The sequence below is a fragment of the Streptomyces sp. NPDC037401 genome, assembly GCF_055602345.1.
This window is the reverse complement of the sequence record NZ_JBVJWO010000012.1, coordinates 116,330-142,644: the sequence shown is the minus strand read 5'-3', so window position 1 is coordinate 142,644 and position 26,315 is coordinate 116,330. Positions and strand designations below refer to the sequence as shown.

General features: G+C 73.2%; 27 protein-coding genes and 1 tRNA gene. 14 read left to right on the top strand and 14 right to left on the bottom strand.

The genetic code is table 11. The annotated features are described in order from the left end of the window. Positions 1–136: 136 nt before the first annotated feature. Complete coding sequence (gene chpH / locus ACZ7H1_RS15135; protein ID WP_470786861.1) at positions 137–370, bottom strand: chaplin ChpH; 234 nt, start codon at positions 368–370, stop codon at positions 137–139. Positions 371–500: 130 nt separating this feature from the next. Continuing rightward, on the bottom strand, positions 501–1,826 hold the full coding sequence (locus ACZ7H1_RS15130) for a M20/M25/M40 family metallo-hydrolase (RefSeq protein ID WP_470786859.1): 1,326 nt from the start codon (positions 1,824–1,826) through the stop codon (positions 501–503). 176 nt (positions 1,827–2,002) lie between these two features. On the opposite strand from ACZ7H1_RS15130, the gene ACZ7H1_RS15125 reads away from it, so the two are divergent. Next, a tRNA-Leu gene (locus ACZ7H1_RS15125) sits at positions 2,003–2,087 on the top strand. A gap of 257 nt (positions 2,088–2,344) precedes the next feature. Here the strand turns inward: ACZ7H1_RS15125 and ACZ7H1_RS15120 are convergent. The 4 genes from ACZ7H1_RS15120 to ACZ7H1_RS15105 all read right to left on the bottom strand — a co-directional run bounded on the left by ACZ7H1_RS15120 (position 2,345) and on the right by ACZ7H1_RS15105 (position 7,762). Further along, positions 2,345–3,376 carry an asparaginase gene (locus tag ACZ7H1_RS15120; RefSeq protein ID WP_470786857.1) on the bottom strand — a complete coding sequence of 344 codons (1,032 nt, stop codon included), beginning with the start codon at positions 3,374–3,376 and terminating at the stop codon, positions 2,345–2,347. Next, a complete protein-coding gene (locus tag ACZ7H1_RS15115) occupies positions 3,373–4,845 on the bottom strand; it encodes an amino acid permease (protein WP_470786856.1) in 1,473 nt (490 codons plus the stop codon). The genes ACZ7H1_RS15120 and ACZ7H1_RS15115 overlap by 4 nt, the downstream gene beginning before the upstream one ends. Before the next feature lie 382 nt (positions 4,846–5,227). Beyond that, a complete protein-coding gene (locus tag ACZ7H1_RS15110) occupies positions 5,228–6,778 on the bottom strand; it encodes an APC family permease (RefSeq protein WP_470786855.1) in 1,551 nt (516 codons plus the stop codon). Positions 6,779–6,820: 42 nt separating this feature from the next. Further along, positions 6,821–7,762 carry a hypothetical protein gene (locus ACZ7H1_RS15105; RefSeq protein WP_470786853.1) on the bottom strand — a complete coding sequence of 314 codons (942 nt, stop codon included), beginning with the start codon at positions 7,760–7,762 and terminating at the stop codon, positions 6,821–6,823. 225 nt (positions 7,763–7,987) lie between these two features. Between ACZ7H1_RS15105 and ACZ7H1_RS15100 the strand changes: the two genes are divergently transcribed. Further along, the gene (locus ACZ7H1_RS15100) at positions 7,988–8,425 is read left to right on the top strand and encodes an ASCH domain-containing protein (protein WP_470786851.1); all 438 of its coding nucleotides are present in this window, start codon (positions 7,988–7,990) and stop codon (positions 8,423–8,425) included. Between the two features lie 84 nt (positions 8,426–8,509). Here the strand turns inward: ACZ7H1_RS15100 and ACZ7H1_RS15095 are convergent, their stop codons facing one another. Further along, a complete protein-coding gene (locus ACZ7H1_RS15095; protein ID WP_470786849.1) occupies positions 8,510–10,165 on the bottom strand; it encodes an FAD-binding dehydrogenase in 1,656 nt (551 codons plus the stop codon). An 82-nt stretch (positions 10,166–10,247) separates the two neighbouring features. On the opposite strand from ACZ7H1_RS15095, the gene ACZ7H1_RS15090 reads away from it, so the two are divergent. The 7 genes from ACZ7H1_RS15090 (at position 10,248) to ACZ7H1_RS15060 (ending at position 15,390) form a co-directional block, all read left to right on the top strand. After that, entirely contained in the window at positions 10,248–10,766 is a 519-nt protein-coding gene (locus ACZ7H1_RS15090; protein WP_470786848.1) for an NUDIX hydrolase, read from the top strand. Between the two features lie 9 nt (positions 10,767–10,775). Beyond that, entirely contained in the window at positions 10,776–11,171 is a 396-nt protein-coding gene (locus ACZ7H1_RS15085) for a YidH family protein (protein ID WP_470786846.1), read from the top strand. Next, on the top strand, positions 11,168–11,482 hold the full coding sequence (locus ACZ7H1_RS15080) for a DUF202 domain-containing protein (protein WP_470786844.1): 315 nt from the start codon (positions 11,168–11,170) through the stop codon (positions 11,480–11,482). Before ACZ7H1_RS15085 ends, ACZ7H1_RS15080 begins: the two co-directional genes overlap by 4 nt. Before the next feature lie 114 nt (positions 11,483–11,596). After that, entirely contained in the window at positions 11,597–11,893 is a 297-nt protein-coding gene (locus ACZ7H1_RS15075; protein ID WP_470786843.1) for a hypothetical protein, read from the top strand. A 137-nt stretch (positions 11,894–12,030) separates the two neighbouring features. Continuing rightward, complete coding sequence (locus ACZ7H1_RS15070) at positions 12,031–12,942, top strand: MBL fold metallo-hydrolase (protein WP_470786841.1); 912 nt, start codon at positions 12,031–12,033, stop codon at positions 12,940–12,942. 175 nt (positions 12,943–13,117) lie between these two features. Continuing rightward, complete coding sequence (locus ACZ7H1_RS15065) at positions 13,118–14,149, top strand: phosphotransferase family protein (RefSeq protein WP_470786840.1); 1,032 nt, start codon at positions 13,118–13,120, stop codon at positions 14,147–14,149. 8 nt (positions 14,150–14,157) lie between these two features. After that, complete coding sequence (locus ACZ7H1_RS15060) at positions 14,158–15,390, top strand: acyl-CoA dehydrogenase family protein (RefSeq protein ID WP_470786838.1); 1,233 nt, start codon at positions 14,158–14,160, stop codon at positions 15,388–15,390. Between the two features lie 66 nt (positions 15,391–15,456). Here ACZ7H1_RS15060 and ACZ7H1_RS15055 read toward each other — a convergent pair whose 3' ends face one another. The 3 genes from ACZ7H1_RS15055 to ACZ7H1_RS15045 are packed head-to-tail and all read right to left on the bottom strand — an operon-like array spanning position 15,457 to position 18,593. Next, the gene (locus ACZ7H1_RS15055; protein WP_470786836.1) at positions 15,457–16,062 is read right to left on the bottom strand and encodes a TetR/AcrR family transcriptional regulator; all 606 of its coding nucleotides are present in this window, start codon (positions 16,060–16,062) and stop codon (positions 15,457–15,459) included. Between the two features lie 48 nt (positions 16,063–16,110). Beyond that, positions 16,111–17,832 (bottom strand): class I adenylate-forming enzyme family protein, encoded by a 1,722-nt coding sequence (locus ACZ7H1_RS15050; RefSeq protein ID WP_470786834.1) that lies wholly within the window; start codon positions 17,830–17,832, stop codon positions 16,111–16,113. Continuing rightward, positions 17,829–18,593, bottom strand: coding sequence for an SDR family oxidoreductase (locus tag ACZ7H1_RS15045; protein ID WP_470786832.1), 765 nt, complete (start codon positions 18,591–18,593; stop codon positions 17,829–17,831). Before ACZ7H1_RS15045 ends, ACZ7H1_RS15050 begins: the two co-directional genes overlap by 4 nt. Positions 18,594–18,731: 138 nt before the next feature. Between ACZ7H1_RS15045 and ACZ7H1_RS15040 the strand changes: the two genes are divergently transcribed. The 4 genes from ACZ7H1_RS15040 (at position 18,732) to ACZ7H1_RS15025 (ending at position 22,954) form a co-directional block, all read left to right on the top strand. Continuing rightward, the gene (locus ACZ7H1_RS15040) at positions 18,732–19,991 is read left to right on the top strand and encodes an exo-beta-N-acetylmuramidase NamZ family protein (RefSeq protein WP_470786830.1); all 1,260 of its coding nucleotides are present in this window, start codon (positions 18,732–18,734) and stop codon (positions 19,989–19,991) included. 90 nt (positions 19,992–20,081) lie between these two features. Continuing rightward, a complete protein-coding gene (locus ACZ7H1_RS15035) occupies positions 20,082–21,446 on the top strand; it encodes a serine-threonine protein kinase (protein WP_470786828.1) in 1,365 nt (454 codons plus the stop codon). A 99-nt stretch (positions 21,447–21,545) separates the two neighbouring features. Next, entirely contained in the window at positions 21,546–22,097 is a 552-nt protein-coding gene (locus ACZ7H1_RS15030; RefSeq protein WP_470786826.1) for a hypothetical protein, read from the top strand. Then, positions 22,094–22,954, top strand: a complete 861-nt coding sequence (locus tag ACZ7H1_RS15025) for a 3-keto-5-aminohexanoate cleavage protein (RefSeq protein WP_470786824.1) — start codon at positions 22,094–22,096, stop codon at positions 22,952–22,954. The genes ACZ7H1_RS15030 and ACZ7H1_RS15025 overlap by 4 nt, the downstream gene beginning before the upstream one ends. On the opposite strand, the gene soxR is transcribed toward ACZ7H1_RS15025, so the two are convergent. Continuing rightward, positions 22,932–23,378 (bottom strand): redox-sensitive transcriptional activator SoxR, encoded by a 447-nt coding sequence (soxR, locus tag ACZ7H1_RS15020; RefSeq protein WP_470786822.1) that lies wholly within the window; start codon positions 23,376–23,378, stop codon positions 22,932–22,934. The genes ACZ7H1_RS15025 and soxR overlap by 23 nt on opposite strands. A 220-nt stretch (positions 23,379–23,598) precedes the next feature. On the opposite strand from soxR, the gene ACZ7H1_RS15015 reads away from it, so the two are divergent. Further along, positions 23,599–24,060, top strand: coding sequence for a MaoC family dehydratase (locus ACZ7H1_RS15015; protein ID WP_470786820.1), 462 nt, complete (start codon positions 23,599–23,601; stop codon positions 24,058–24,060). On the opposite strand, the gene ACZ7H1_RS15010 is transcribed toward ACZ7H1_RS15015, so the two are convergent. The 3 genes from ACZ7H1_RS15010 to ACZ7H1_RS15000 all read right to left on the bottom strand — a co-directional run bounded on the left by ACZ7H1_RS15010 (position 24,051) and on the right by ACZ7H1_RS15000 (position 26,260). Then, positions 24,051–24,680: a TetR/AcrR family transcriptional regulator gene (locus ACZ7H1_RS15010; RefSeq protein ID WP_470786818.1), complete on the bottom strand. Its 630-nt coding sequence runs from the start codon at positions 24,678–24,680 to the stop codon at positions 24,051–24,053. The genes ACZ7H1_RS15015 and ACZ7H1_RS15010 overlap by 10 nt on opposite strands. Before the next feature lie 62 nt (positions 24,681–24,742). After that, a complete protein-coding gene (locus ACZ7H1_RS15005; protein ID WP_470786817.1) occupies positions 24,743–25,048 on the bottom strand; it encodes a YiaA/YiaB family inner membrane protein in 306 nt (101 codons plus the stop codon). Positions 25,049–25,108: 60 nt separating this feature from the next. Beyond that, the gene (locus ACZ7H1_RS15000; RefSeq protein ID WP_470786815.1) at positions 25,109–26,260 is read right to left on the bottom strand and encodes an acyl-CoA dehydrogenase family protein; all 1,152 of its coding nucleotides are present in this window, start codon (positions 26,258–26,260) and stop codon (positions 25,109–25,111) included. Positions 26,261–26,315 lie beyond the last annotated feature (55 nt).

Sequence of the window (26,315 nt, the reverse complement as noted above, 5' to 3'; positions counted from 1 at the left end):
CTCCCCCCCCCCCCCCCCCCCCCCCCCCCCCCCCCCCCCACCACCCACCCCCCCCCCCCCCCCCCCCCCCCCCCCCCCCCCCCCCCCCCGGGGCCGGGGACTCAGACCCTCGTGAGGGTGAGAATCGGCGTCGTGATCAGGCGTTGACGCAGGTGTTGCCGAACGCCGGGTTCAGCAGGCCGATCACGGTGATCGCGTTGCCGCACACGTTCACGGGAACGTGGACCGGAACCTGGACCACGTTGCCGGACAGCACGCCGGGGGAACCGACAGCGGCACCCTGAGCACCGGCGTCGGCGACAGCCAGACCCGCACCCGCGAGAACCAGGCCACCGGTGGCAGCCGCAACGGCGGCAACCTTCTTGATCATTATTCCTCCTAGTAGGCAATGCGGTCCCAGCCGCGGACCGCAACACCTGTAACGAGGAGGGACTACCGGGGCTACGAGCGTATGAGCGCATTCACTCTTCTCAGTGGAATGCGCACACCTGGCCGGTTCTTCAGCAGTTGTCGATGAATCGGTCCAGAACGCGCACGCCGAACTTCAGCCCGTCGACCGGCACCCGCTCGTCCACGCCGTGGAACATGCCCGCGAAATCGAGCTCGGGCGGCAGCTGGAGCGGCGCGAAGCCGAAGCAGCGGATGCCCAGGTCGTCGAAGGACTTGGCGTCCGTACCGCCCGAGAGCATGTACGGGACCGCGCGCGCGATCGGGTCCTCGGCCTTCAGGGCCGTCTGCATGGCATCGACCAGACGGCCGTCGAAGTCCGTCTCCAGCGCCTTGTCGGCGTGCACGTCCTCGCGCTTGACGCGGGGGCCGAGCAGCCGGTCGAGGTCCGCGAGGAACTCCTGCTCGTACCCCGGCAGGAAGCGGCCGTCGACGTGCGCCGTGGCCTGCCCGGGGATCACGTTGACCTTGTAGCCGGCGCCGAGCATCGTCGGGGCCGCGGAGTTCCTGAGCGTCGCGCCGACCATCTTGGCGATCCCGCCGAGCTTGGCGAGGGTCGCGTCCATGTCCTCCGGGTCGAGCTCGGTGCCCAGGGCGTCCGAGAGCTCGTCCAGGAACGACCGCACGGTCTTGGTCACGCGCACCGGCCAGGTGTGGCGGCCGAGCCGGCCCACGGCCTCGCACAGCTCGGTGATGGCGTTGTCGTTGTTCGTCATGGAGCCGTGGCCCGCGGTGCCCTCGACCGTGAGCCGCATCCAGTGCATGCCCTTCTGGGCCGTCTCGACCAGGTAGAGCCGCAGGTTCTCGTTGACGGTGAACGAGAAGCCGCCGACCTCGCCGATGGCCTCCGTGACGCCGTCGAACAGGCCGGGGTGCTTGTCGACCAGATGGCGGGCGCCGTACAGGCCGCCGGCCTCCTCGTCGGCGAGGAAGGCCAGGACGATGTCGCGCGGGGGCTTGCGGCCGCTGCGCAGCCGGTCCCGTACGACCGCCAGGGTCATGGCGTCCATGTCCTTCATGTCGACCGCGCCGCGGCCCCAGACGCAGCCGTCGGCGACCTCGCCCGAGAAGGGGTGGTGCGTCCAGTCGGCCGCGTTGGCCGGAACCACGTCGGTGTGCCCGTGGATCAGCAGTGCGGGCCGGGACGGGTCCTCGCCCTCGATCCGCGCGACCGTGGACGCGCGCCCCTTGTGGGACTCGAAGATCTGCGGCTCCAGGCCGACCTCGGCGAGCTTCTCGGCGACGTACTCGGCCGCTTTGCGCTCCCCCGGCCCGGAGTGGTCCCCGTAGTTGCTCGTGTCGATGCGGATCAGGTCCCGGCAGAGGTCGACGACCTCGTCCTCACCGGACCTGCTCGTGCCCGCGCTCGAATCGCTCACGCCGATTCCTCCCACTGTCGTCAGCCGTATGTGAAGGTCCTCCCCATCCTCGCCCGCCGCACGCCCCTGCCCAAGGCCTGTCCGCGCCGGTCGGGGGGCGTGATCGGACCACTCCGAATCCCTGGTAATGTTCTCTTCGTCGGAGCGGCCCGGAAGGGACGCGAGACAGACACCTAGTCCGGGTGGCGGAATGGCAGACGCGCTAGCTTGAGGTGCTAGTGCCCTTTATCGGGCGTGGGGGTTCAAGTCCCCCCTCGGACACAGAGAAAGAACCCCAGCTTCGGCTGGGGTTCTTTTGTCGTTCCCGTGCCGCTGGTTCCGTACCGGCGGTCGTGTGCTTGCGGTTGCGCGCCCCCGGTGTCCCTGCGGCCGCTGCCCGGTGTTCCGCCGGCGGGCCGCGAGTGCGCCACGAGCGGGCCTCGAGCGGATGGCGGGTGCACGGTCCGCCGTGAGATGCCGAAGGGCCCCCGGTCCGGGAGTCGGTCCCGGACCGGGGGCCCTGTCGTGCGTCCGGGCGGTCAGGCCGCGAGGGCCGAGCGCTCGGAGAGGGTGCCGGTGGGGCGGATGGCGCCGACGACCCGGCCGCCGCCGAGCACGGGGGTCGTGGCGAACGGCGCCAGCAGGGCCGGGTCCACGCCCGCGATGGCCAGTGCGGCCGCCGTGACGGGCAGGCGGGCGCGGTCGGAACCGTCGGCGATCTTGACTCCGATCGCCCGGCCGTCGGGCAGCGCCGCGACCTGGACGGCCTCGAAGCCGTCCTTGGCGATCAGGCCGGGGATCGCGCGCATCAGGTCGGTGACGTCGCGTCCGGTGCCCGCGACCATGTGCGGGTGGGTGCGGATCGCGTCCGCGAGGCGGGCCTCGTGGGTGCCGGGGGCGGCGGTGGCGATCGCGGCGACCGCACGGGTCAGGCCGTGGAGGGAGACGGAGTAGAGCGGGGCTCCGCAGCCGTCGACGGTGGTGTGCGCGGGCGGTGCGCCGGTCAGTTCGGTGACCGTCGCGGTGATCTCGCGCTGCAGCGGGTGCCCGGGGTCGAGGTAGTCCTCCAGGGACCAGCCGCGGGCCTGCGAGAGGGCGAGCATCGCCGCGTGCTTGCCGGAGCAGTTGTGCGCGAGGCGCGAGGGGCCGTGCCCGGCGGCGAGCCAGCGGTCCCGGACGGCGGGGCCGTACGGGAGGTCGGCCGGGTTGCGCAGGGCCTCGGGGGTGAGGCCGGCCGCGCGCAGGATCGTTTCCGCGCCCTCCTGGTGCATCGCCTCGCCGGAGTGGCTGGCGGCCGAGAGGGCCAGCAGCCCGCCGTCGAGGTCGAGGCCCGCGCGGAGCATGCCGAGGGCCTGGAGGGGCTTGAGGGCGGAGCGCGGGTAGAAGGCCGCCTCCGGGTCCCCGGCGGCGTACTCGACGCTTCCGTCGGCGGCGAGCACGATGACGGAGCCGTGGTGGACGCCCTCCACCAGACCGTCACGTATGACATGCGCCAGTGCAATGTGACCGGGTACGCGGATGGCGGGTGCCCGGCCGGCCTGCGGGGCCGGTGCCGGGGACGAGGTGCTCATCGGGACTCCTTTCCGGACGCCGCCGCGAGCTCGGCGACGCGGCCGCGGACCAGGAACCAGCCGCCGACCAGGGCGGCGGCGATCAGGGGCAGGAACATGACGGTCTGACGGCCGACGCCGCCGTCGCACCACATCAGCACCAGCACGGTGGCGAGGAAGACGAGGGTGACGATCTGCGTGTACGGAGCCCAGGGGAGCCGGTAGCCGGGGCGCGTGACGCGGCCGTCCTGCGCGCGGCGCCAGAAGAGCAGCGAGCAGACCATGACCATCGCCCACGTGCCCAGGATGCCGATCGAGGCGAGGTTGAGCACGATCTCGAAGGCCTCGCCCGGCATCCAGTAGTTCAGGCCGACGCCCGCCACGCCGAAGGCGGCCGTGAACAGCACGCCGCCGTAGGGGACCTTGCCCTTGTTCATGCGCGCGGTGAACCGCGGCGCGGAGCCCGACATCGCCATCGACCGCAGGATGCGGCCGGTCGAGTAGAGGCCCGAGTTGAGGCTGGAGAGCGCGGCGGTCAGGACGACGAGGTTCATGATCCCGGCGGTGCCGGGGATGCCGAGCTTGTCGAAGACCGTGACGAACGGGCTCTGGTCGGACGAGTACGCCGTGTACGGGAGCAGCAGCGCCAGCAGGACCACCGAGCCGACGTAGAAGACGCCGACGCGCCACATGATCGAGTTGATCGCCTTCGGCATGATCTTCTCGGGGTTCTCGGTCTCGCCGGCGGCGACGCCGCACAGCTCGACGGAGGCGTACGCGAAGACGACGCCCTGGATCACCAGGAGCATCGGCAGGACGCCCGCGGGGAAGAGCCCGCCGTTGTCCGTGATGGAGGACAGGCCCGGGGTGTGGCCGTCGATGGGCTGGCGGGTCGCGACGAGGTAGATGCCGACCAGCAGGAAGGCGACCAGGGCGCCGACCTTGACGATCGAGAACCAGAACTCCATCTCGCCGAAGTACCGGACCGAGATGAGGTTCGCGGCCAGGACCACGGAGAGGGCGATCAGCGCCAGGATCCACTGCGGGACGTCGCTGAACATGGCCCAGAAGTGGGCGTACGTCGCGGCCGCGGTGATGTCCGCGACGGTGGTCGTGGACCAGTTGAGGAAGTACAGCCAGCCCGCGGTGTAGGCGCCCTTCTCCCCCATGAACTCGCGCGCGTAGCTGACGAACGCACCGGACGAGGGCCGGTACAGGACGAGCTCGCCGAGCGCCCGTACGACGAAGAAGGCGAAGACACCGCAGACCGCGTACGCGATCGCGAGGGACGGGCCCGCTCCGGCGAGCCTGCCGCCGGCGCCGAGGAACAGGCCGGTGCCTATCGCCCCGCCGATCGCGATCATGTTGATGTGGCGGGACTTCAGGTCCTTGCTGTAGCCCTCGTCACCGGCATCGACGTGCGGGGCCGCCGGGGCGGTCCGGTCGCTACCGAGCGGCTGACCGGCCTCGGTCAGGGTGCGGTCACTCATCTATGACTTCGCCTTCGTGGGTGGGACGGGCAGGTCCGGGCGGCACGAAGGAGGTCAGGGTGTCCCCATTCGGTGCCGGAGGCCGCGGCATGGCACGCAGCGCTCCGCACCGCCGGGGATCGCCCCGGTGGTGACCCGGCGCCCTGGGGCCGACCGGTGAGGGCGGACCCGGGCTTGGGTGTTTCGGCCCCAAGGAGACCATGGGGGCGCGGATCAGCCAAAACCGGCAGTTCGGATTATGTGTAGCCGCCACACGACAGCGGCCCCGGCGCCCCGTGGAAGGGTGCCGGGGCCGGTGGCCGCAGTGGCCGGCCGTAGGCCGGGTGGAGAGCGGGACCGGTCGGAGGCCGGTGGAGGGCGGGGCCGGTCGGGAGAGGGCCGGTCAGCCCTCGCGGACGGCGGCGTCCTCGGCGGCCTGGTCGAGGCGGAAGGCCTCGTTGCCGAGGCCTATGCGGGCGTGCGCCTCGGGGTTCGTGCGGCGCAGGACCAGTCCGACGGCCAGGCCCGTGACGGCGGCCACGGCGATGATGCCGGGCAGGACCCAGCTGAGGGAGGAGCCGGGGCCGGCGCCGACGAGGACGTCGAAGTCCTTGACGGTGTAGACGGCGATGCCGAGCAGCGCGAGGCCGGCGAGGCCGGCGGCGAGCAGCCGCCACATCTGGGCGCCGGCCGCGCCGCGGCGGACGAAGAACGCGATGACGGCGACGGAGGCGGCGGCCATGAGCAGGATGATGCCGAGGGCGCCGACGTTGCCCATCCAGGTCAGCAGGCGCAGCACCGGCGTGGTGGGGTCGCCGGCCGGCATGTCGTCGGTGAGCGCGAAGGCCGCGACGACCACGACGGAGATCACGGTCTGGAGCAGGGAGCCGGTGGCGGGCGCGCCGCTGGTGGCGCTGGTGCGGCCGAACGCCGCCGGGAGCAGGCCCTCGCGGCCCATCGCGAAGGCGTAGCGGGCGACGACGTTGTGGAAGCTGAGCATGGCGGCGAACATGCCGGTCACGAACAGGACGTGCAGGACGTCGGTGAACGCCGTGCCCAGGCGGCCCTCGGTGAGCGCGAAGAGCAGGCCGGGGCCCGCCTCGGCGGAGGACTTGACGATGGCGCCGGGGCCGGTGGCGACGGTCAGGGCCCAGGAGCTGAGGGCGAAGAAGAGGGCGACGAAGCCGACGGCGAGGAACATCACACGTGACACGACGATGTGCGGCTTGCTGGTCTCCTCGGCGTACACCGGGGACTGCTCGAAGCCGACGAAGGCGGCGATGCAGAAGCACAGGGCGGTGCCGAGGCCCGCGCCGCTGAGGGTGTCGGGGTTGAAGGCGTGGAGCGAGAGGCCTTCCTTGCCGGGTTCGGCGAGGGCCGCGATGTCGAAGACCACGACGAGGAGGCATTCGACGAGCAGCAGGACGCCGAGCACGCGGGCGTTCAGGTCGATCTTGAGCCAGCCGAGTGCGCCGGTGAGGGCGACGGCGGCGAGGGCGGGTATCCACCAGGCGACCTCGGTGTCGAGGTAGGTGGCGCACAGGCCCGAGACCTCGAAGCCGAGGATGCCGTACACGCCGACCTGCATGGCGCTGTAGGCGACGAGGGCGACGAAGGAGGCGCTCGCACCGGCGGTGGGGCCGAGGCCGCGGGCTATGTAGGCGTAGAAGGCGCCGGCGTTGTGGACGTGCCGGCTCATCTCCGCGTAGCCGATGCTGAAGAGCGCCAGCACCACGCCGAGGATCACGAAGAGCAGGGGCTGTCCGACGACGCCCATCACGGCGAAGGTGGTCGGCATGACGCCGGCCACCACCATGAGGGGTGCGCTCGCGGCGAGCACGGACAGCAGGAGGCCTGCGGTGCCGAGGCGGTCCGCGCGCAGGGCGCGGTCCTGTCCCTTGTACGTGCGGATCTCGGCCGTACCGCTCAGCGTGGTGGATCTGCCCGACGTCATGGCGGGTGGTCCTTTCGGGGGTCTGCCGGCGGCGCCGGACGGTCAAGCGGAGCCGAGCGCAGCGGTGCGCGCGGCGAGGAACGCCTTGTGCGGGTCCCGGTCCGGGTACGACCAGGGGGCGCGGGTGGCGTGCCGCCCAATGCGGTGGAAGAGGGCGGCGGCTTCGGCGGGGCGGCCCTCGCAGAGTTTCGCGTGGGCCAGGAAGTTGAGGTCGATGCGGTTGCGCGGGTGGTCCTCGCGCTCCCATTCGAGCCACCAGTCGAACGCCGACCGCAGGACCTGGCGGGCGCGGCGGCCGGACCAGTGGTCGGCTGGGTCCGGCGCCTGGCCCGCTGCGGCGAGTACGCGGTAGCGCTCGGCGTGGGCGATGACGGGGAGGACGGCGAGCGGGGAGTCGGCCGGGGACTCCTCGGCGGCCCAGGCGGCGAAGTCGTAGACCTCGTGCAGCGGGTCGTGGCCGCTCGAGGGGGCGCTCTCGGCGAGGCGTGCGACCATCAGGTGGTGGGCGTGGTGGTGCTCCCGGTGGCGGGCGCGGACCTGGTCGAAGTGGCGGCTGAACTCCTCGCCGGTGCCCAGCGCGCCGGCCAGGAGCAGCAGGCCGAGCCAGGGGGTGGGGTCGGCGGGCACGCGGGCGGCGGCCGTGCGGCAGGCCTGTTCGGCGGCTTCGGCGGAGCTTTTGCGGCGCAGGGCGGAGAAGACGGTGGCGCAGGCGAGGAGGGTCGCGGCGTCGGCGCTCTCGGGTTCGGCGAGGAGCCACTCGCGGGCCCATGCCGTGGCGGCCGGGGTCTGGGCGAGCACGACGACGCGGTGGCCGCGGCGGTCCCAGTCGTCGCCGGTGGCGACGAGCAGGGAGCGCGCTTTGGACCAGCGGCCCTGGGCGAACTGGGTGCGTACGTCGATGAGTTCGGTGTCGCAGAGGGCCGGGTCGAAGAGCTGCGCGTCCTTCTTCCGGGGGCGGCCGAGAGGCGGCGGAGGCGGAGACATCCGCGGAACTTCCCTCCAGGACCCTATTCGTGGGGCTGACGCTGTCCGCAGGGGGCCGGCTGGCGCCGGACGGCGTCCGAATGATCACGCACAGCAAAGCGGTAGGGGTTGCTCCGAGTCAAGGTCTGGTCCAGAGCGTGGCGTGTTTTGAACTGGTGTGAAACTGGCACCAGTTGGGGCACTCCACCCGCGCGGGCGCCGCACGGGCCGGGTTAGCGTGAGGAAATGAGTGCATACGAAGACCTGCCGCCGTTCCTGCTGGGCTTCCCGGGGCCGCTGCGCGACCAGTTGGTGGCCGCCACGCTGAGCGGGGCGAAGACCAGCACCACCGGGCTGGTCGCCGAGTACGAGGCCGAGGGCGAGGAGCTGCCGAAGGCCGGGGACCGGTCCGTGATGCTGGACTCCGACGGGTGTCCGGTGGCTGTCGTCGAGGTGACGGCCGTGGAGGTGCTGCGGCTCGCGGACGTGGGGCTCGGGCATGCGCTGGACGAGGGCGAGGGGTACACGACGGTGGCCGAATGGCGCACCGTCCACGAGGAGTTCTGGCACAGCGCGGAGATGCGCGAGATCCTCGGCGACCCGGAGTTCACGGTCGGCGATGACACGCCGGTCGTCGCGGAGCGGTTCCGGGTCGCCGAGCTGCTGGAGCGCGGCGAGGGCTGAGGACGGGGGCCGGCCTTCCCTCGGGCGTGGCGCCCGACGGGCGGTGGCTGCCTCAGGCGGTGGCTGCCCCAGGCGGTGGCTGCCTCAGGCGGTGGCGCGGGCCGCCGAGCGGCCGGCGGCGCGGCCGGAGAAGAGGCAGCCGCCGAGGAAGGTGCCTTCCAGGGAGCGGTAGCCGTGGACCCCGCCGCCGCCGAACCCGGCAGCCTCGCCCGCCGCATACACGCCGGGCAGCGGTTCGCCGCCGTCGGCGAGGACCCGGGAGTCGAGGTCCGTTTCGAGCCCGCCCAGGGACTTGCGGGTGAGGATGCTCAGGCGTACGGCGATCAGCGGGCCCGCCGCGGGGTCGAGGACGCGGTGCGGGGCGGCGGTGCGGATCAGCCGGTCGCCGAGGTACTTGCGGGCCCCGTGGATGGCGGTGACCTGGAGGTCCTTGGTGAAGGGGTTGGCTATCTCGCGGTCGCGTGCGGTGATCTCGCGGCGCAGCACGTCCTCGTCGACGAGGTCTTCCTTGGTGATCGCGTTCATACCGCGCACCAGGGCGGCGAGGTCGCGTTCGACGACGAAGTCGGCGCCGTTGTCCATGAACGCCTTGACGGGGGCGGGCACTTCCGCGCGGGCACGGTTGATGACGTCGCGGATCGACCTGCCGGTCAGGTCCGGGTTCTGTTCGGATCCGGAGAGGCCGAACTCCTTGCCGATGATGCGCTGGTTGAGCACGAACCACGTGTGGTCGTGGCCGGTCTTCATGATGTGGTCGAGGGTGCCGAGCGTGTCGAAGCCGGGGAAGAGCGGTACGGGCAGCCGCTTGCCGGTCGCGTCCAGCCACAGCGAGGAGGGGCCGGGCAGGATCCGGATGCCGTGGCGGGCCCAGATGGGGTTCCAGTTCTCGATGCCCTCGGTGTAGTGCCACATGCGGTCGCGGTTGATGTGGCGGGCGCCCGCGGCTTCGGCGATGCCGAGCATCAGACCGTCGACGTGGGCCGGCACGCCGGACAGCAGCCGGGCGGGCGGGGTCCCGAGGCGGGCGGGCCACTGCTTGCGCACGAGGTCGTGGTTGCCGCCGATGCCGCCGGAGGTGACGATCACGGCCTGGGCGCGGAGTTCGAAGGTACCGGTGACCTCGCGGCTGCTCGCGGTGCCGCGTACGGCGTCTGACGGCAGGAGAATGTCACCTGTCACCGTGTCCACTGCACCCGCGCTGCGGGAGAGCCCGGTGACCCGGTGCCGGAACTTGAACCGGACCAGGCCGCGGGCCGCACCGGCGCGGACCCGGCGTTCGAAGGGCGCCACCAGGCCGGGGCCGGTGCCCCAGGTGATGTGGAAGCGGGGGACGGAGTTGCCGTGCCCGTTGGCGTCGTAGCCGCCGCGCTCGGCCCAGCCGACGACGGGGAAGAAGCGGACCCCCTGCGCGTGCAGCCAGGGGCGCTTCTCGCCCGCGGCGAAGTCGACGTACGCCTCGGCCCAGCGGCGCGGCCAGGCGTCCTCCGGGCGGTCGAAGCCGGCGGTGCCGTACCAGTCCTGGAGGGCCAGCTCGCGGCTGTCCTTGATCCGCATCCGCCGCTGTTCGGGCGAGTCGACGAAGAAGAGACCGCCGAAGGACCAGTGGGCCTGGCCGCCGAGGGACTGTTCGGGTTCCTGGTCGAGGAGGATCACCTTCCTGCCCGCGTCCACGAGCTCGGCGGTGGCGGCGAGCCCCGCGAGTCCGGCCCCGATCACAATTACGTCCGCGTCGTACGCCATGCGTATCCGTCCTCCGTGGGTGGTGGGACAGATCCTGGCTACGCGACGGTAACCAGTCAACACCGGTGAGGGGATGACCCGTATGAGTGCCGCCGACGAAGTGCTGGACGTGGTGGACCGGGAGGACCGGGTGACCGGGCAGGCGCCGCGCGGCGAGGTGTACGCCCGCGGGCTGATCCACCGCTGTGCGTTCGTGCTGGCCAGGGACGCGCAGGGCCGGGTGTTCGTCCATCGCCGGACCGCGTCCAAGCTGGTCTTCCCCTCCCGCTACGACATGTTCGTGGGCGGTGTGCTGGGCGCCGGCGAGAGCTACGCGCAGGCCGCGCTCCGGGAGGCCGGGGAGGAGCTGGGGGTCGCCGGGCTGCCGCAGCCCGAGCCGCTGTTCAAGTTCCTGTACGAGGGCGAGGGCGGGGCCTGGTGGTCGTACGTGCACGAGGTGCGCTGCGAGCTGCCGGTGTCGCCGCAGGTCTCGGAGGTGGACTGGTACGCGTGGCTCGGCGAGGGGGAGCTCGCCGGGCGGATCGGCAGCTGGCCGTGGGTGCCGGACGGGCTGGAGGCGTACCGGCGGCTGCTCGCGTTCCGCGCGGGGCGGGCCCAGTAGATTCGCCGTGTGATCGACTTCGTGAGGGACGTACGGCTCTGGTTCGCGCCGCAGCGGCTGCGGGACGAGGGACGTACGCCCGACTACCGGTTCTCGCTCGCCAACGAGCGGACGTTCCTGGCGTGGATCAGGACGGCGCTGGCGCTGGTGGGCGGCGGGTTCGCGGTGGACCAGTTCCTGCCCGACCTGCGGTGGGGCGTGCGGGTCGGCATGGCGCTGGCGCTGCTGGCGGTGGGGGCCCTGTGCTCGCTGCGGGCAGTCAACCACTGGGTGCGATGTGAAATTGCCATGCGACGTGGCGAGGACCTGCCGGTGTCGCGGTTCCCCGTGCTGCTGAGCCTCGGCGTGGGGCTGGTGGCGGTGGCGATGGTGCTGGTGGTGCTGTTCGGCTGGAGCGACCAGTGAGCGGGGACGAGGCCCGCGATCCGGGGCTGCAGCCGGAGCGGACCCGGCTGGCGTGGCGCCGTACGACGTTGACGTGCACCGTCGTGGCCGTCCTGGCCGTCAAGCAGGCCGCGCGCGGGGAGGGCACGGCGGTGGAGACCGTCGGCACGGCACTGATCGCGCTGCTCTGGGTTGGGTTCCTGTGGGTGGGGCACCGGCGGATCCGGGAGCTCGCGGCGCCGCGGCCGCCGGGCCTGGCACGGCGCTCGGCGCTGGCGGTCACGCTGTGCTCGGTGGCGCTGGCGGGCTTCGCGATGGCGCTCGTGGCCTGACCGGCCGGTAGGAGGAACGTCTCGTCCGGCGGTCATCTCGTCGGATGGCCGGGCTTGTCCGTGGCGCAGGTACATAACAGGCGATACCCGGGTGGTAGGGACTAGCCTCGGCTCATGACGACCCTGCACCACGAGCACCCGACGCACCAGCACTCCCACGGCCCGGACTGCGGGCACACGGAGGTTCCGCACGGCGACCACGTCGACTACGCCCACGACGGCCACCTGCACCGGCAACACGCCGGGCACTGGGACGAATGCGAGCCGGACGGGCACGTCGCGCACGCCGCGCACGAGCACGCGCACGGCGAGGGCTGCGGCCATCCGGCGGTGGCCCACGGCGACCACCTCGACTACCTCCACGACGGCCACCGGCACGCGCAGCACGACGGCCACTGGGACGACCACTGAGCCCCGGAGCCCGTTGAGCCGAGCCCCGGAGCCCGGCGGGCCCCGGACCCCGCCGAGGACGGCCGGGGAACCCCTCCCCGGGCCCGGCGGCGGCTGGCAGGATGCACGGGCCAGCCGCAGCGACCCGGGGAGAACGCATGGCCGTCGAGGATCCGTACACCGTCCGCCTGACGCCCGAAGTGCACGCGTACGTACAGCCCGACGGGGGCTGGTGCCTGAACAACGCGGGGTTCGTCGGCGACGGGGGCCGGACCCTGCTCGTCGACACGGCGGCGACCCGGCGGCGGGCCGAGCGGCTGCGCGAGGTGGTGCTCGGCGCCGGAATGCCGCTGCCCGACACGGTGGTGAACACCCATCACCACGGGGACCACACCTACGGCAACTGCGTGTTCGTGCCCGGCGCCACGGTCGTCGGGCACGAGCGGTGCCGTGCCGAACAGCTCGACGCGGGGCACCAGTTGCACCTGATCTGGCCGCAGACGGAGTTCGGCGACATCCGCATCGCCGCGCCCACGGTCACGTACACGGACCGGCTGACCCTGCACCTGGGCGACACGGAGGTGCAGCTGCTGCACCCGGGGGCGGCGCACACCACCGGGGACTCCGTGGTGTGGCTGCCGCGGCAGCGCGTCGTGTTCACCGGGGACCTGGTGTTCGCCGGCGGGACGCCGTTCGTGCCCATGGGGTCGCTGGCCGGCTCGCTGGCGGCGCTGGAGCTGCTGCGCGGGCTGGGCGCGGAGACGGTGGTGCCGGGGCACGGCCCGCTGACCGACGCGTCGGCGTACGACGCCACGGAACGCTACCTGCGCTACGTGCTGGAGCTCGCCCGGGAGGGGCGGGCCAAGGGGCTGACCCCGCTGGAGACCGCGCAGCAGGCGGATCTGGGCGAGTTCGCCGCCTGGCGGGAGAGCGAGCGGCTGGTCGCCAACCTGCACCGGGCGTACGCGGAGCTCGGCGGGGCGCCGGGCGGATCGCCGCTGGACCTGGTGACGGTGTTCTCGGACATGGCGGCCATGAACGGCGGGATGCCGGTCGCCTGTCACGCGTGAGGGGGCGGGGTCACGTGTGACCGTGCAATGTCATGCGTGACCGTGCCCTCGGCGGCCGGTTTTCGGCCGCCCCTCTGGACGGCATACCGACTGGTCGGCATGATGGGCCGCGAACGTGATCCACCGCGGTGCCCGGCACCGCGGGACCCGTCGACTCCGTCCGGAGGTGCGCACCATGACGCCAGCGAACCCGCCGGCCCCCAGGGGCCTGGACCCGGACCGGCTGCGCGGCCATCTCGACGCGGTCCGGCCGGGCCTGACGGCAGGACCGCTGACCGCCCGGCTGATCGAGGGCGGCCGGTCGAACCTCACGTACGAGGTCACCGACGGCGTGTCGCGCTGGGTCGTGCGCCGCCCCCCGCTCGGCCACGTCCTGGCCACCGCGCACGACATGCGGCGCGAGCACCGGGTGATCGAGGCCCTGCACGGCACGGCGGTCCCGGTTCCCGGGCCGGTGTTGCTCTGCGAGGACGAGTCGGTGCTCGGCGCACCGTTCTACGTGATGGAGTACGTCGAGGGGGTGCCGTACCGCAGCGCCGCGCAGCTGGCCGCGCTCGGCCCCGAGCGCACCCGGCAGGCGGTGCTGGGCCTGGTGGACACGCTCGTCGAACTGCACTCGGTGGACCCGGAGGCGGTGGGCCTCGCCGACTTCGGGCGGCCGGAGGGCTTCCTCGACCGGCAGCTGCGCCGCTGGGGCAAGCAGCTCGCCGCGTCGCGCGGCCGCGAACTGCCCGGCGTCGACGAGCTGCACGGCGGCCTGGGCCGGGCGCTGCCCCGCTCCCCCGCCCCGGCCGTGGTACACGGCGACTACCGGCTGGACAACGTGCTCATCGGCCCCGACGACTCGATCCGCGCGGTGCTGGACTGGGAGATGTCCACGCTCGGCGACCCGCTGACCGACCTGGGCCTGCTGGCGATGTACAGCGCGGACCTGGGGCTGGCCGATTCGCCGGTGAGCACGACGAGCGGTGCGGCGGGGCATCCGCGGCCGCAGGAGCTGATCGAGCGCTACGCCGTCCGCTCCGGCCGCGACACCGAGGAGATCGGCTGGTACACGGCGTTCGCCTGGTTCAAGCTCGCGGTGATCCTCGAAGGCATCCACTACCGCTTCACGCTGGGCCAGACCGTGGGCGCCGGCTTCGACCGGATCGGCGAGCTGGTCCCGGTGTTCATCGAGCACGGCCTGACGACCCTGCAGGAAGGCTGAGGGATCCCATGGACTTCGCATACGACGCGCGGACCGAGGAGCTGCGGGAGCGGCTGCTCGCCTTCATGGACGCGTACGTGTACCCGGCCGAGGCGGTCGCGGAGGAGCAGCGCGCGGGGCTCGCCTCCCCGTGGGACACGCCAGCGGTGGTCGGGGAGCTGAAGGAGGAGGCCCGCCGGCAGGGCCTGTGGAACCTCTTCCTGCCCGATCCGGAGCACGGCGCCGGGCTGACCAATCTCCAGTACGCGCCGCTCGCCGAGATCACCGGACGCAGTCCGCAGCTGGCGCCCACGGCCCTCAACTGCGCGGCTCCGGACACCGGGAACATGGAGCTGCTGGCGCAGTTCGGCAGCGAAGAGCAGAAGAAGCAGTGGCTGGAGCCGCTGCTGTCGGGGGAGATCCGGTCGGCGTTCGCGATGACCGAGCCCGAGGTCGCCTCGTCCGATGCGACGAACATCGAGACGCGGATCGAGCGGTCGGCGGGGCTCGGCGGCGCGGCGGACGAGTACGTGGTCACCGGCCGCAAGTGGTTCATCTCCGGGGCGATGAACCCGGACTGCCGGATCTTCATCGTGATGGGCAAGACCGATCCGGGTGCGGAGGATCCGCGCCGCCAGCAGTCGATGATCCTGGTGCCGCGGGACGCCCCGGGCGTCGAGGTGCGCCGGGCGATGCGGGTGTACGGGTACGAGGACCACTATCACGGTGGACATGCCGAGGTGACATTTGACGGTGTACGCGTACCGGCGACTCATCTCGTCGGCGAGGAGGGCGGCGGCTTCGCCATCGCCCAGGCCCGGCTCGGCCCGGGCCGGATCCACCACTGCATGCGGCTGATCGGCATGGCGGAGCGGGCCGTCGAGCTGATGTGCCGGCGGGCGGTGGACCGTACCGCCTTCGGCAAGCCGCTGGCGGCGCAGGGCGTGGTGCAGAACTGGATCGCGGACGCCCGGGTGACGGTGGAGCAGTTGCGGCTGCTGGTGCTCAAGACCGCCTGGCTGATGGACACGGTCGGGAACCGCGGCGCGCACACCGAGATCCAGGCCATCAAGATCGCCACTCCGCGCGCGGTGGTGGGGATCCTGGACCAGGCGGTGCAGTTGTACGGCGCCGGCGGCGTGAGCCAGGACTTCCCGCTGGCCGAGCTGTGGGCGGCGGCCCGGACCCTGCGGCTCGCCGACGGCCCGGACGAGGTGCACCAGCGGTCGCTGGCGCGGCGGGAGCTCAAGCGGTACCGATAGCCCCGGCACCGCGCCGGCCCCGGGGCGCCTCCCAGCGGTAGCGGGGGGAGGGGTTGACGACACGACCTAGGGGCGCAGGGCACGCAGCAGCAGGTCGGCCAGGTGGTCGGCCACCTGCTGCGGGCTCAGCTGTCCGTCCGCGCGGTACCAGGTGGACAGGTGGTGCACGGAACCGAAGTGGTAGTCCACCACCAGGTCGGCGGGGGTCGCGCGGGAGAACACGCCGGCGTTCTGCCCCTCCTCGACCAGCGCCCGGAACCGCTCGTGGTAGCGCCGCCGCTCGGCCCTGACCTGCTTGTTCTTCTCGGGGCTGAGCTGGTGCATCGACCGGAAGAAGATCATTGCGTCGTCGAGGTTCTCGATGGTCGTCACGACCACGTCGGCGGCCGCCGCGCGCAGCCGCTCCTCGACCGGGGCGTCGGAGGCGGCGATCGCGTCCAGCCGCTCCTGCTGGAGGCGCAGCATGCGCGCGTACACCTCGTGCAGCAGATCGTCCTTGGAGCCGAAGTAGTGGTAGAGGGCGCCCTTGGTGACGCCCGCCGCCTCGACGATCTCCTGGACGGAGGTGCGGTCGTAGCCGCGGTCGGCGAAGAGCCGGGTGGCGGCGGCCATGAGCCGCTGCGGGACGGGGGTGTCCTCCGTACCGCCGCCTGTTTCCGTGGTCACGGCCATGTCCGCCGCCTCTCCTGGTGTCGTCCGTCGGGTGTCGTCCGTGCGGTGTCAGGCACGTTCGCGCAGGTCCCGCCGCAGGATCTTCCCACTCGTCGTCTTCGGGAGTCCCGGCAGGATCTCGACCTCGCGCGGGTATTTGTACGCGGCGAGGCGCTCGGCGCAGTACGAGGCGAGTTCGGCGGGCCGGGTCCCGGCGCCGGGGCGCAGGCTGACGTACGCCTTGACGGTCTCGCCGCGGTACGGGTGCGGGATGCCGACGACGGCCGCCTCGCGGACGGCGGGGTGGGTGTAGAGGACGTCCTCGACCTCGCGCGGCCACACCTTGAAGCCGGAGGCGATGATCATGTCCTTCTTGCGGTCGACGACGTACAGCCAGCCGTCGGGGTCCATGAAGCCGACGTCGCCGGTGCGCAGTTCGCCGCCGGGGAAGGCGGCCGCGGTGGCCTCGGGGAGGCGCCAGTAACCGGGGACCACCTGGGGGCCGCGTACGACGATCTCGCCGTGCGTGCCGAAGGGGACCTCGGCGCCGTGGTCGTCGACGATGCGGACGACGGTGTCGGCGCCGGGGACGCCGACGGAGAGGGTGCCGGAGGCGGGGTCGACGGGGGCGCTGCGGTGCGGGGGTACGGAGGCGCAGGGGGCGGTGCACTCGGTGAGGCCGTAGCCGTTGCGCAGGTGGACGCCCAGGTCGGACTCGAGCCGGGCGACGAGCGCGGGCGGGAGCGGGGCGCCGCCGGAGGAGACGATGCGGAACGAGCCGAAGTGGTCGCGGGTGACGTCGGGGTGGGCGGCCAGGGCCATGAAGGCGGTGGCCGGGCCGATGGTGTAGGCGGGGCGGTGTTCGAGGAAGGCGTCGAGGACCGTGCCGGGTTCGAAGCGGTGCGCGAGGGCGAGGGTGCCCGCGGCGGCGAAGCAGGCGGCCAGTTCGCAGACCAGGCCGGTGATGTGGAAGAGGGGGGCGAGGGCGAAGTAGCAGGAGCCGTCGGGGAGTCGGTGTGCGGTGCGCTGGCGCTCGGCGTTGTAGGTGACGGCGCCGTGCGGGTTCATGGCGCCCTTGGGGGTGCCACTGGTGCCGGAGGTGTAGCTGATGAGCGCGAGGGCGTCGGCGGTGGCTTCGGGGGCGGGCGGTGCGGGGTGGCCGGCGCGGGCCGTGAGCGTCAGGTCCTCGGTGTCGGCCGGGACCGGGAGCCGGGGCTCGGTGAGGACCCGCGGGTCGTCGCGGGTCTGCAGGCCGTACGGGCTCGCGGTCAGGACGGCGCGGAGCCGGAAGGGGGCGGCGGTGTCGCGCAGGTACGACTCCCAGGCGTGGTCGTGACATATCAACGCCGACACTGCGGCGTCACGCAGCACGTGTGACACCTCACCGGCCTTGTACATGGGATTGACCGGGACCACGACGGCCCCCGCCTTCCAGGCCGCTAGCACGGCGAGGACGAAGTGCGGGGTGTTCTGGAGCATCACCGCGACCCGGTCTCCCGGCCGCACCCCGCGCGCGGCCAGACGGCCGGCGAGCGAGTCGGAGAGCCGGTCGCTCTCGCGGTAGGTCAGGCGCCCGTCGAAGTAGGCGAGCGCGGTGCGCCCGGGGGCGCGGGCGACGGCGGCGCGGAAGGCGTGCAGGACGGTCGGCGGCGGCGCGACGGGGGCGCGCTGGGCGTCGCCGAGCTGCGCCAGCCAGGGCTTGGCGGCGTACGGGGAGCCGGCCGGGGTCCCGGGCCAGGCGGGTGCCGCCGGTGCGTCCGGTCCCGGCGGGCCGTCTTCGCGTTCCGTCATCCGTCCTCCCACTTCCGCTGCAGGTGGTTCATACTGCCCAGCCAGCGGTCGGGGTCGGTTGCCCGGGTCGCATAGTAGGCGGCGACCTCGGGGTGCGGGAGGATCAGGAAGCTGCCCTTCTCGATCCCGTCGAACAGTGCGTCGGCGACGGCCTCGGGGGTGATCGCGGTCGGCGCGAGGACCAGCTCGCCCGCGCTGCCCGCGGCGGTCAGCATGTCGGTGCGCACGCCCTGCGGGCAGATGGCGTGGACGTCGATGCCCCGGTGGCGGTAGGTGAGCGAGAGCCATTCGGCGAAGGCCAGGGCCCCGTGCTTGGTGACGCTGTACGGCGCCGCGCCGATCATGGTGAGCAGGCCGGCGGCGGAGACCGTGGAGACGAACCGGCCGCGGCCGCGCTCCAGCCAGTGCGGCAGCAGCGCCCGTGCGGCGCGGACGTGGGCCATCACGTTGGTGTCCCAGGCAGCTTCCCAGACCTCCTCGGCGGCGAAGGCGTCGCCGGGCGAGGCCAGGCCGGCGTTGGCGCAGTAGACGTCGACGGTGCCGCCGAGGGCGTCGCGGGCCTGCTCCGCGACGGACGAGGCGTCGCCGGGCAGTGCGATCGCTTCGCCGCCGAGGTCCGTCGCCACCGCGGCTGCCTTGTCCGCGTCGAGGTCGTTGACCACGACGCGGGCGCCCTCGGCGGCGAAGCGGCGGGCGAGTGCGGCCCCGATTCCTCCGCCCGCGCCCGTCACGACGATGCCCTGCCCCTGGAACGCACCCACTGTGTTCCCCTTCCGCTGGCCGACTGCCGGATCAGAGGCATACTAACCAGTCGGTATGTAGGCCGGAAGGGGTGGAACCGGACGGCCGTGCGGCCGCGCGCCGGTGCTCGGGTGACACGGCTCCCTACGGTGTGACACATGACGTTGTCGCGACGCGGACTACTGGCACTGACGGGCGCCGCGGGGGCGGCCGGCACACTGGGCACGGCTGCCGCAGGGGGGTCGACGCCGGCGCCGGGGCGGGTGCCGGGGCGGGTGCGCACCGGTTTCGAGCGGCTGGCGGACGGCGGGTACGCGCAGCTGGCGGGGCAGCGCGTGGGCATCGTGACCAACCCGACCGGGATCACGGCCGAGGGCCGCCACGTCGTCGACGTCATGCACGCGGACGAGCGGGTCGACCTGGTCGCGGTGTTCGGACCGGAGCACGGGTTCCGGGGCACCGCGCAGGCGGGCGGTTCGGAGGGCGCGGCCGAGGACCCGGCGACCGGACTGCCCGTGTACGACGTCTACGGGCTCAGCGGGCAGCGGCTCGCCGACGCGTTCAGGGCCGCCGGGGTGGACACCGTCGTCTTCGACGTCCAGGACGTCGGCGCCCGCTTCTACACCTACATCTGGACGCTGTACGACTGCATGGAGGCCGCCGCTCTGGCGGGCAAGGCGGTGGTGGTGCTGGACCGGCCCAACCCGGTGGGCGGCCGGCGGGCTTCGGGCCCGGTGCTGGACCGGGCGTACGCCACGTTCGTCGGGCGGGCCCCGATCGCGCAGAGCCACGGGATGACGGCGGGCGAACTGGCGCGGCTGTTCCGGGGTGAGTTCATGGCGCGCAGTGTGAAATTGCACGTTGTACGCATGGGTGGCTGGTCGCGCGACATGCTCTTCGACGCCACCGGCCTGCCCTGGGTCCCGCCGAGCCCCAACATGCCGACCCCGGACACCGCACTCGTCTACGCCGGAACGTGCCTGTTCGAGGCGACCAACCTCTCCGAGGGCCGGGGCACCACCCGGCCCTTCGAACTGCTGGGCGCCGAGGGCGTGGACCGGCACTGGGCGGCGGCCGCGGACGCCCTCGGGCTGCCCGGCGTGTGGATCCGCGAGGCGCACTTCACCCCGTCCTTCTCCAAGTTCAAGGACCGCACCGTCGGCGGGGTCCGCCTCCTGGTCCACGACCGTGCGGCCTTCGACCCGGTGCTCACCGGCATCGGCCTGCTGGTCACCGCGCGCCGCGCCTGGCCCGGCTTCGCCTGGCGGGCGGACCGGTGGATCGACAAGCTGACCGGTTCGGACCGGGTCCGCACCCTGATCGACGCGGGCGCCGGCCCCGCGGAGGTGGCCGCGGACTGGCAGCGGGGCCTGGAGCGGTTCCGCGCGGTGCGCGAGCAGTACCTGCTGTACCCGTGAGGGTGGTCCCCGCGTCACGTCTCTGGCCGGGCGGGCCCCGCAGCGGGATGCTGGAGGTCCGGTGCACTGCCTCGCGCGGAGGGGGATGTCATGTCGGGTGTGGGTGTGGGGCCTTACCAGGAACTGACCTTCGACGCCGACGGGGATCCGGACACGGCCCAGCGGGCGGCCCTGCTGCGGCTCGACGCGACGGACCTGCTCGTCTTCTCCCACGGCTGGAACAGCGACCGGTCCGTGGCCACCCGGCTCTACGACCGGTTCTTCGCCCCCTTCCCGGAGCTGACCGGCCCGGCCGTGCGCCTGGCCTACGCCGGGGTGGTGTGGCCGTCGATGAAGTTCTCCGACGAACCGATCCCCGACTTCGAGGTGCGCGCCGCACTCGCGGAGCCGGAACCGGAACCGGAACCGGAGCCGGCGCCCGCCCCGGAGCGAGCGCCCGGGTCCGCGCTCGACCCGGAAACCCGCGCCGCGCTCGGCGTGTTCTGGCCGGGCCGCGACACGGAGCTCGACCGGATCGCCGAACTGCTCCGGAACCAGCCCGAGTCGGCGGAGTCCTTCGCCGAATTCGGCGCACTGGTACGCGTACTGGCCGGAGTGGCGGACACAGCGGGAGCGGGAGCGGCAACGGCGGCCGCGACCGCGGCCGGGGAGCGCGTACCGGCGATGTTCGGCGCGGACACGCTCACCGTGTGCGCGGACTTCGCCGACGCTCTGGCCGGGCCGGGGGCCGGGGACGAGCCCGGCGTACCCCCGTCCGCCGCTGCGTCGCCCTCCCCGACCCGCAGCCTCGGCGTCGGCCGGCTGTGGAGCGGCGGCCGTGAACTGCTGCGCCAGGCCACCTTCTACTCCATGAAGAAGCGCGCGGGCCACATCGGCGAGCACGGCCTCGCACCGGTGCTGCGACAGCTCGCGCACGCCCGCCCGCACCTGCGCGTCCACCTGGTCGGCCACAGCTTCGGCGCCCGCCTCGTCTCCTTCTCCCTGCGCGGCCTGCCGCCCGAGGTGCGTACCGTCAAATCCCTGACCCTCCTCCAAGGCGCCTTCTCCCACTACGCGTTCAGCGAGTCCCTCCCCCACGACCGGCAGCGCGGCGGCGCCCTGCGCGGGCTGCACCGGCGCGTCGACGGGCCGGTGGTGTCGTGCCATTCGCGCCACGACTCCGCGCTCGGCGTGTTCTACCCGCTGGCCTCCCGGCTGGCCCGGGACTCGGCCGGGATCGCGGGCTTCGACGCCCGGTGGGGCGCCGCGGGGCACGACGGGATCCAGGCCGTCCCGGGCGCCGTGCGGCTGACCCTCGACGCGGCCCTGCGGGACGGCCTGCCGCGCAGCGGCTGCGTGAGCGTCGACGCCGCCTCCGTGGTGCGCCGCGGAGGGGCGCCTTCGGGGGCGCACAGTGACATCTGCCATCGCGAGCTCGCACGGGTGGTGGCCACGGCGGGGCGCCTCGGGCGCTGAGAGCCCGTCCGTGCCTCCGGTGCCACCCGGACGCCCCGGCCGGCGCGGCATGCCCCCGCGCGCTCCCGGGCATGTTCGTGCGATGGAGGTGGCGGTGTGATGGCAGGATTCCGGAGTCTGGCGGGGCAGGTGCGCGACGCGGGCAACGACCGTGCCCTACGGCGCCATTCCCTGCGCCGGTGCCTGGAGCGGTTCGCTCCGTACGGGCACCGGGCGACCTGGTGGCACCTGTGCGACCGGCACGGCATCGGCCCCGAGGACCGGGCCGCCGATCCGCTGCGGCTGGTCGCCGCGCTGGAGGAGCTGGAGGACGCGCGCGCGGTCTGGCTGGCGTACGAACGGCAGTTCGCTGAGCGTCGCAGGCGGGAGAAGCACCACGGGCTGAGACGCCCGGACTGGGCGTGGACCGGCGAGGCGGCCGTCGTGCGCTGCGCCGATCCCGGCGTACGGCCCGACGGCGCGCTCGGCGAGGTGCTGCGGCGACTGGTACGGGCGCTCGAGGCGGAGGCCCGCGGGACGGCGTGCCCGGTGTGCGGCGAGTCGGAACTGCTCTGGCTGCCGCAGGTGGCGGCGGCGGAGCCCTGGTCGGGGCCGGTGTGCCGGGGCTGCGGGATCGTGGTGCCGCGCCCCGCGCTGGCGGACACGGCGTGACGCCGGAACCGGCGGCGCCGGGCGTTCTCCAGGTGTGTCTCAACGGCACGCGCACCGCGGCGGACGGGCTCGCCGTGCCGCTGTCTCCGCAGGCACTGGCGGAGTCGGCCGCGCAGGCGGTGGCGGCGGGGGCGCAGGAGGTGTGCGTCCACCCCAGGACTCCGTGCGGGCGGGGCAGCCTGTCGCCCCGGGTGGTCGGGCCGCTGCTGGCGGCGGTACGGGCCGCCGTCGCAGTGCCGGTCGGGGTGCCGGCCAGTGTGGCGGCGGAGCCGGATCCCGCGCACCGGCCGGCACGGATCGGCACGTGGGAGGTGCTGCCGGACCGGGCTTCGGTGGACTTCGGCGAGCCGGGGGCCGTGGAACTGACCGGCGCGCTGCTGGACCGGGGCGTCGCGGTCGAGGCGGTGGTGCGCACGGGGAGCGGTGGCGCGGCAGGGCTGCTGGGGGCCGGGGCGGTGGGCCGCCGGGTGCTGCGGGTGGTCGCGGAGGTCACCGAGCGGGACCCGGAGGCGGCCGTGCGGGCGGCCCGGGAGCTCGTACGGGCGCTCGGCGCGGCGCACGGCCGGCCGGTCCTGTTGCACGGCCGCGACGGCGGGGCGTGGCCGGTGCTGCGGCTGGCGGCCGGGCTCGGGCTCGGCGCGCGGACCGGGGCCGGCGACGTACTGCTGCTGCCCGACGGCCGCCCGGCCGCGTCGAACGCCCAGCTGGTGGCGGGGGCGCTCGCCGAGCTCGCGCGGGGCGGGCGGGGTTCGCGGCACGGGGCCGGCGCAGGGACGGTCGCGGCCGGGGGCGGTCGTGGCGCAGGGACGGGGGTTCGCCGCCGGCCCCTTGGGGTCATCCGAGGCGGGAGCCGGTGAGCTTGCGGCCGAAGGCGTCGTCCGGGTTGGACAGGACGCAGTTCTCCAGCGAGAGGCAGCCGCAGCCGATGCAGTCCGTCAGGTGGTCGCGCAAGCGGCCCAACTGCTGGATGCGGTGGTCCAGTTCGGAGCGCCAGGCCTCCGAGAGGCGGGCCCAGTCCTCGCGGTTGGGCGTGCGGCTCTCGGGGAGTTTCGCCAGGGCCTCGCCAATGGTGGCGAGCGGGATGCCCACGCGCTGGGCGGCGCGGATGAAGGCGACGCGGCGCAGCGTGTCACGGCTGTAGCGGCGCTGGTTGCCGCTGGTGCGGCGGCTGCTGATCAGGCCCTTGGCCTCGTAGAAGTGGAGCGCGGAGACGGCCGCGCCGCTGCGCGCGGACAGCTGGCCTACGGTGAGTTCGTGGATCTTCTCTGGGATCTGCGGCACTCCCCGAGGGTAATCGGCACGCGGACGGGCGCGGACAGGCGGTCCGTTGACACGGGCGCACGCGCCAACCATGCTGAGCAAGCGCTTGTTCTGCGTATCGCCGCGACCGCTCGCCGCGGCCCCTCGCCGCGGCTGCTCCCTGCGGCTGCTCCCTGCGGCTGCTCTCTGCGGCTGCTCTCCATCTCTGCAACTGCTCTTTCTCACACCGGGAGGCACGTGCATGGCCGAGCCGAGGATTTTCACATCCGCCGACGAACTGCGCGCCGGCATCGGCGAACCGCTCGGCCCCAGCGGCTGGCTGGAGGTGGACCAGAAGCGGATCGACCTTTTCGCGGATGCCACCGGGGACCACCAGTGGATCCACGTGGATGCGGAGCGGGCCGCGTCGGGGCCGTTCGGCCGGACGATCGCGCACGGCTATCTGACCCTGTCGCTGCTGCCCAGCCTGGTCCCGCAGACCCTGCGGGTCGAGGGCATGAAGATGGGCATCAACTACGGCGTGGACAAGGTCCGCTTCCCCGCGCCGGTACCGGTCGGCTCGCGGCTGCGGGCCACGGCCGTGATCACCGGGGTGACGGACGCGGGCGGCGGGGTGCAGGTGGCCGCGACCGTCACGGTCGAGTGCGAGGGCGGCGAGAAGCCCGTGTGCGTCGCCGAGACGGTGTCGCGCTACTACTTCTGACGGGCCCCGACCATGCGGAGCACGAGGTCGGCGTAGAGCGCGCCGACCTCGTCGGGCGTGCGCTGCCCGGCCGCGCTGAACCAGCGCGCCACGTCGATGCAGAGCGAGAGCACGGCGAGCGTGGTGCCGGGCACGTCGGGGACGTCGAACTCGCCGGCCGCGACGCCGTCGGCCAGGATCCGCCGTACCGCGGCGTCGCTCTGGCGGCGCAGGGTGACGATGGCGGAGCGGTGCTCCGGACCGAGGGCGTCGAGCTCGTACTGGACCACGCGGGCGGTGGTGTGGTGTGCGGCGTGCCACCGCACGAAGGACCGTACGGCGGTGTCGAGGCGTTCGGCGGCGGTGCCGGGGCCGTCCGCCGCCGTCTCCAGGATCTCGAGGGCCTTGTCGTGGCCGATCCGGCTGATCCGGTGGAGCAGCTCTTCCTTGGTCTTGTAGTGGATGTACAGGGCGGCGGGGCTCATGCCCGCACGGCCTGCAATGTCACGTGTGGTGGTGGCGTGGTACCCGCGCTCGGCGAACGCGTCCACGGCGGCGACGAGCAGCCGCCGTGCGGCGTCGGGAGTGACCTCCGACCACGGCACGTACTCGCCGTCGGCCGTCTCCTCCACGCTGTCCATCGCTCGCCCACCCTCATCGTCGTGCGCCGGAGTGCACACTTTACCCGAGGCTGAGCAAGCGCTTAGCGAGCTCGCGGCGGCTGGGGCGTCGTGTACGGGTCATGATCCGTGATGATCTTCTCGAGGCGCGCCTGGTCGACCCGGCTGACGATCTGCTCCACCTCCTGGCGGTCGCGGACCACCTTGGCGAGCGTGAAGGCGGAGGTCGTCAGGTAGAGGGCGGCGATGCCGAGGAAGGCGCGCACCCAGGCGTCGGCTTCCAGGTTGTAGATGCCGAGGGCCACCGCACCGAGGGCGATGGCGAAGGACGCGACGGCCTGGCCGAAGTATGCCCCCGTCGTCTGCTGCTTGACCGGTGTCTCGTTCATGTGTCCAGCATCGGTGCAGTGTGCCGTGTCACACATCCGCGCTCGTACTCACGCACGTACTCAGAAGGCCGAAACCCCGGTGAGCGCACGGCCGATGAGCAGCTTCTGGATCTGGCTCGTGCCTTCGTAGAGGGTCATCACGCGGGCGTCGCGCAGCAGCTTCCCCGCCGGGTACTCGTCGATGTAGCCGTAACCGCCGTGCACCTGGAGCGCGTTGCCCGCCGCGCGGACGGCGGCCTCCGAGGCGAAGAGCTTGGCGGTGGAGGCCTCGGTCGCGAACGGCCTCCCCCGGTCGATGAGATCGGCGACCCGCCAGGTCAGCATCCGCGCGGCGTCGACGTCCACGGAGATGTCGGCGATCAGCTCCTGCACCAGCTGGTGGTGGGCGATGCTGCGGCCGAACTGCTCGCGCGTCCCGGCGTACGCGAGGGCCGCGTCGAGGGCGGCCTGGGCCAGGCCGACGCAGCCGGCGGCCACCGACATCCGGCCCTTGGCGAGGGCGGACATGGCCACCGAGAAGCCCTTGCCCTCGGGGCCGAGCATGGCGGAGGCGGGGACCCGCACGTCCTCCAGGACGAGTTCGGCGGTGGCCTGGCCGCGCAGGCCGAGCTTGCCGTGGACCTCGCGGCGGGTGAGCCCGGCCGAGTCGGCGGGCACGAGGAAGGCCGAGACGCCGCGGTGGCCGGGTTCGCCGCCGGTACGGGCGAAGAGCAGCACCACGTCGGCCCAGGTGCCGTTGGTGATGAACATCTTGGTGCCGTCGAGCCGGTACCCGTCGCCGTCGCGGACCGCACGCGTGGTGAGGCTGCCGGCGTCGGAGCCGGTCCCGGGTTCGGTCAGGCCGAAGCAGCCGAGGGCCTCGCCCGAGCAGAGGCGCGGCAGCCAGGCCTGCTTCTGCTCCTCGGCCCCCCACGCGGCGATCGTCTTGGCGACCAGGCCGAGGGAGACGGAGACGATGCCGCGGACGGCGGAGTCGCCGCGTCCGAGCTCCTCGGTGACGAGGGCGTACGCGAGGTGGTCGCCTCCGGAGCCGCCGTACTCCTCGGGGACGGTCAGCCCCAGGAAGCCGAGCGCGCCGAGCTTTTTCACGACGGCCCGGTCGACGCTCTCGGCGCGGTCCCAGTCGGCGGCGTGCGGGGCGACTTCGCGTTCCACGAAGTCGCGGGCGAGCCGGCGTACCGCGGTCTGCTCCTCGCTGAGCTCCAGGTTCATGGACACCTCGCAGGGATTTAATTAGCGGCGCTAGTTTACGGCGGGCAGGCCCTAC

Coding starts and splice junctions, on each gene's coding strand:
- ACZ7H1_RS15110 (WP_470786855.1), bottom strand. CDS start 6,778: ATGACGTCGGGCAGATCCACCACGCTGAGCGGTACGGCCGAGATCCGC.
- ACZ7H1_RS15035 (WP_470786828.1), top strand. CDS start 20,082: ATGTCGGGTGTGGGTGTGGGGCCTTACCAGGAACTGACCTTCGACGCC.
- ACZ7H1_RS15050 (WP_470786834.1), bottom strand. CDS start 17,832: ATGACGGAACGCGAAGACGGCCCGCCGGGACCGGACGCACCGGCGGCA.
- ACZ7H1_RS15095 (WP_470786849.1), bottom strand. CDS start 10,165: ATGGCGTACGACGCGGACGTAATTGTGATCGGGGCCGGACTCGCGGGG.
- ACZ7H1_RS15030 (WP_470786826.1), top strand. CDS start 21,546: ATGGCAGGATTCCGGAGTCTGGCGGGGCAGGTGCGCGACGCGGGCAAC.
- ACZ7H1_RS15000 (WP_470786815.1), bottom strand. CDS start 26,260: ATGAACCTGGAGCTCAGCGAGGAGCAGACCGCGGTACGCCGGCTCGCC.
- ACZ7H1_RS15075 (WP_470786843.1), top strand. CDS start 11,597: ATGACGACCCTGCACCACGAGCACCCGACGCACCAGCACTCCCACGGC.
- ACZ7H1_RS15060 (WP_470786838.1), top strand. CDS start 14,158: ATGGACTTCGCATACGACGCGCGGACCGAGGAGCTGCGGGAGCGGCTG.
- ACZ7H1_RS15115 (WP_470786856.1), bottom strand. CDS start 4,845: ATGAGTGACCGCACCCTGACCGAGGCCGGTCAGCCGCTCGGTAGCGAC.
- ACZ7H1_RS15105 (WP_470786853.1), bottom strand. CDS start 7,762: ATGTCTCCGCCTCCGCCGCCTCTCGGCCGCCCCCGGAAGAAGGACGCG.
- chpH (WP_470786861.1), bottom strand. CDS start 370: ATGATCAAGAAGGTTGCCGCCGTTGCGGCTGCCACCGGTGGCCTGGTT.
- ACZ7H1_RS15055 (WP_470786836.1), bottom strand. CDS start 16,062: ATGGCCGTGACCACGGAAACAGGCGGCGGTACGGAGGACACCCCCGTC.
- ACZ7H1_RS15015 (WP_470786820.1), top strand. CDS start 23,599: ATGGCCGAGCCGAGGATTTTCACATCCGCCGACGAACTGCGCGCCGGC.
- ACZ7H1_RS15005 (WP_470786817.1), bottom strand. CDS start 25,048: ATGAACGAGACACCGGTCAAGCAGCAGACGACGGGGGCATACTTCGGC.
- ACZ7H1_RS15100 (WP_470786851.1), top strand. CDS start 7,988: ATGAGTGCATACGAAGACCTGCCGCCGTTCCTGCTGGGCTTCCCGGGG.
- ACZ7H1_RS15065 (WP_470786840.1), top strand. CDS start 13,118: ATGACGCCAGCGAACCCGCCGGCCCCCAGGGGCCTGGACCCGGACCGG.
- ACZ7H1_RS15010 (WP_470786818.1), bottom strand. CDS start 24,680: ATGGACAGCGTGGAGGAGACGGCCGACGGCGAGTACGTGCCGTGGTCG.
- ACZ7H1_RS15070 (WP_470786841.1), top strand. CDS start 12,031: ATGGCCGTCGAGGATCCGTACACCGTCCGCCTGACGCCCGAAGTGCAC.
- ACZ7H1_RS15120 (WP_470786857.1), bottom strand. CDS start 3,376: ATGAGCACCTCGTCCCCGGCACCGGCCCCGCAGGCCGGCCGGGCACCC.
- ACZ7H1_RS15090 (WP_470786848.1), top strand. CDS start 10,248: ATGAGTGCCGCCGACGAAGTGCTGGACGTGGTGGACCGGGAGGACCGG.
- ACZ7H1_RS15040 (WP_470786830.1), top strand. CDS start 18,732: ATGACGTTGTCGCGACGCGGACTACTGGCACTGACGGGCGCCGCGGGG.